Raw genomic sequence first — 3,134 nt, 5'->3', positions numbered from 1 at the left:
ATTCCCGAAGGGAGCGTGGCGAAGCCACTTTTGTACTGATGAATTATGAATGATGAATTAAGGAAAAAAACTCACAGAGCTTTAGAAATTAAAAATGAAAAATTAAGAATTGTTTCCTTTAGAGATAGCCATATTGTAAAAGTGGAGTGAATATCTAAATGAATTTTAGTATTTCATTATTAATTCAGTGAAGACTGCGTTAAGAAAATTTATTTGTCTGAGCGTAGCGAGTTATAAATTTTTAGCAGGATTTGCTGAATTGATAATAGAAATTCTTAATGAAATTTAGTAATCCCCAGAGCCTTTCTAATATACGAAGTTTTCCACTGAAATTTATAAAATGTGGATAAATATGTGGATAATTTTGATAATAAGTATAAACAAATTAAATAAAGTTTTAAATAGTAAAATCATTGATTATATATAAAAGATTGGAAGTTACACACATAATCCACAGGTGGTTGTGGATAAGTTGTGAAAAAGTTGTTGATATATATGTTAATAATAATTTAGATATTTGTAGATAATAATAGAAAAGGTTAGAAAAGTATCGAAAGATAAGGGGTGAAAGGTATATGCAATGTCTAAAAAAGGCTATTCTACTGACTTGTGGAGTTTTACTATTGTTAACAAGTTATCCACAGGGGGTGTTAATAGATTGTGCATTAAATAATTATACAGAAAAGTATAAGGTTGTGGATAAAAAGTATAAAAGTGAAAATGATTATCTTATTATTGATGTAATTATTCCAGTAATAGAAAACAATGAGGGTAACCCTAATATAGAGAAACTAAATAATAAGATTATAAAGTGGACAGAAGATTGGATAAATGATGTGAAAAAGATTTCTGATGAATACTTTAAGGGGTTAGTACCTCCACAAATAGGTCCGTATCAACTTTATAGTCGATATAAGGTTACTAATAGTCAAAATATAACTAGTTTTTATATAGATTATTATCAGTTTACAGGAGGAGCTCATGGAATAACTACTAGACTTTCTTATAGTGTGGATAATAAAACAGGAAAAGAGCTTCAATTAAGTGATTTATTTAAAAGTGGATATGATTATAAGAAAGTAATTAATTTTGAGATTGCAAATGCAATACAAATGGATAAAGATAAGTATTTTAATGGTAAGGATGGATTTAAAGGTGTTAGTGAAAACCAAGGATTTTATATAAGTTCAGGTAATGTTGTAATATATTTTCAGGTTTATGAAATTGCACCTTATGTTACAGGAATTCCTGAGTTTTATATACCTGTTGAAAAGTTTGATCAAAAGGGTCTTAAATATGAATTAAAACCATACACAATAAGAAGTGCCTTATTATAAAGGAAGTTAAGGAACAATATTTTTTTAACATTCATATAATGAACTATAGCATTACATGGAGTTGAAGTGTGTGATATACGCGCTAATTTTAGCTGGGGGAAAAGGCACTAGGTTATATCCTTTATCAAGAATGAATAAACCAAAGCAGTTTTTAAAGATTATAAATAACAAAAGTTTTTTAGAAAATACAGTTGAAAGAATTACTCCCTTAATTAATAAGGATAATATCTATGTGGTAACTAATACAGATTATTTAGATAAAATAAAAAAAGAGTTATCATATATTAATTCTGACAATATATTTACGGAGCCTGCCAATAAGGAAACAGCAATATATAACTAAATAGGTTAAGAGTTCTGATACATAATAAGGAAAAGATAACTTAGTAATATAAAGGCTTAAATCAATAAATACTTTGGTTTAAGTCTTTTTATTTTCATTAAGAAGAGGATATAATTTAAAAATAAATAGGTATTAAATTGATACCTATTTAAATTAATAAGGTATTGTTTTGATACATGAGTAAAATTATTAGGTATGATTTTAATACCTGATTAAGTTACTTGGGTAGGGACTGTTGAAAGAATTGTGTAATATCAATTCTATCAGCAGTCTTTTTTGTATGATTAGTTGGTAGAAATGGAATAATATACTTAAAAATTTGTAGGAGGAATTTTTATGACAAAAAAAGATGATATTAACTTTGATTACAATGAAGAAGTGAAAAAATGTAAAACAATCGATGATGTTATTGGAAAAGATGGATTAGTTCAGAGATTAATTAAAGATGTATTGGAAAATATATTAGAAGTTGAAATGGGCGAGCATTTAGGCCGTGACAAATACGATCGTCAAACTGATATAGATCAAGATGATAGAAATTATAGAAATGGTTATAGCAAGAAAACACTAAGAAGTTCATTTGGTGACGTCGATCTCGACGTACCACGAGATCGAAAAGCAGAATTTGAACCACAAATTATAAAGAAATATGAAACTGTATGTAATGAATTAGATAAAAAGATTATATCTTTGTATGCAAAAGGTATGAGTACACGTGATATTCAAGCTGAAGTTGAAGATTTATATGGTATAACACTATCACCATCAATGATTTCAAAAATAACTGACAAGGTCATAGCTACCGCTACCGAATGGCAAAACAGAATGTTAGATGAAATATATCCAATAGTATATTTAGATGCTATGTACTTTAAAGTTAGAAGTAATGGGAAAATAGTTAATAAAGCTGTATATATATGTCTAGGTTATACACTTGAAGGATATAAAGATATTCTTGGCATATGGGTAGATGAAGCAGAAGGTGCTAAGTTCTGGTTAAGTATATGTAATGACTTAAAAAATCGTGGAGTAAAGAAGATACTTATTGCATGTATGGATGGATTAAAAGGATTACCCCAAGCTATTAAAACAGTATTTCCAACAGTTGATATACAAACATGTATAGTTCATCAAATAAGAAATTCAATAAAATACATAGCATCAAAGGACAAAAAAGCTTTTATGAAAGATTTAAAAGAGGTATACAAGGCTACTACAGAGGAACTTGCGTTAGCGCAGCTAGATAACCTAAAGGAAAAATGGGGAAGTAATTATGGAATGGTAATAGATTCTTGGTATAATAATTGGAATAATCTCGATACTTTCTTCAAATTTTCACCTCAAATACGAAAACTTATATATACTACTAATGTTCTAGAAGGCTTTAACAGACAGGTTAGAAAGTTTACTAAAGTAAGAACCATTTTTCCAACTGATGAATCATTGAATAAATG

Annotated in this window: 3 protein-coding genes; all 3 read left to right on the top strand. The window is 28.0% G+C overall.

Annotated elements, in window-relative coordinates; all coding sequences use genetic code 11:
- Window positions 1-575 precede the first annotated feature (575 nt).
- A complete protein-coding gene (locus Q5O44_RS02280) occupies window positions 576-1,337 on the top strand; it encodes a DUF3298 and DUF4163 domain-containing protein (RefSeq protein WP_022166766.1) in 762 nt (253 codons plus the stop codon).
- A gap of 70 nt (window positions 1,338-1,407) precedes the next feature.
- Complete coding sequence (locus Q5O44_RS02275) at window positions 1,408-1,680, top strand: sugar phosphate nucleotidyltransferase (RefSeq protein ID WP_022166765.1); 273 nt, start codon at window positions 1,408-1,410, stop codon at window positions 1,678-1,680.
- Window positions 1,681-2,016: 336 nt separating this feature from the next.
- Window positions 2,017-3,134 (top strand): IS256 family transposase (locus Q5O44_RS02270; protein ID WP_302637155.1); only part of this gene is annotated, 1,118 nt, incomplete at its 3' end.

The sequence above is a fragment of the Clostridium sp. CAG:221 genome (assembly GCA_000435835.1).
GTDB lineage: Bacteria > Bacillota > Clostridia > Clostridiales > Clostridiaceae > Clostridium.
Note: the sequence above shows the minus strand (reverse complement) of the source record. Positions and strands in the feature narration are given on the sequence as shown.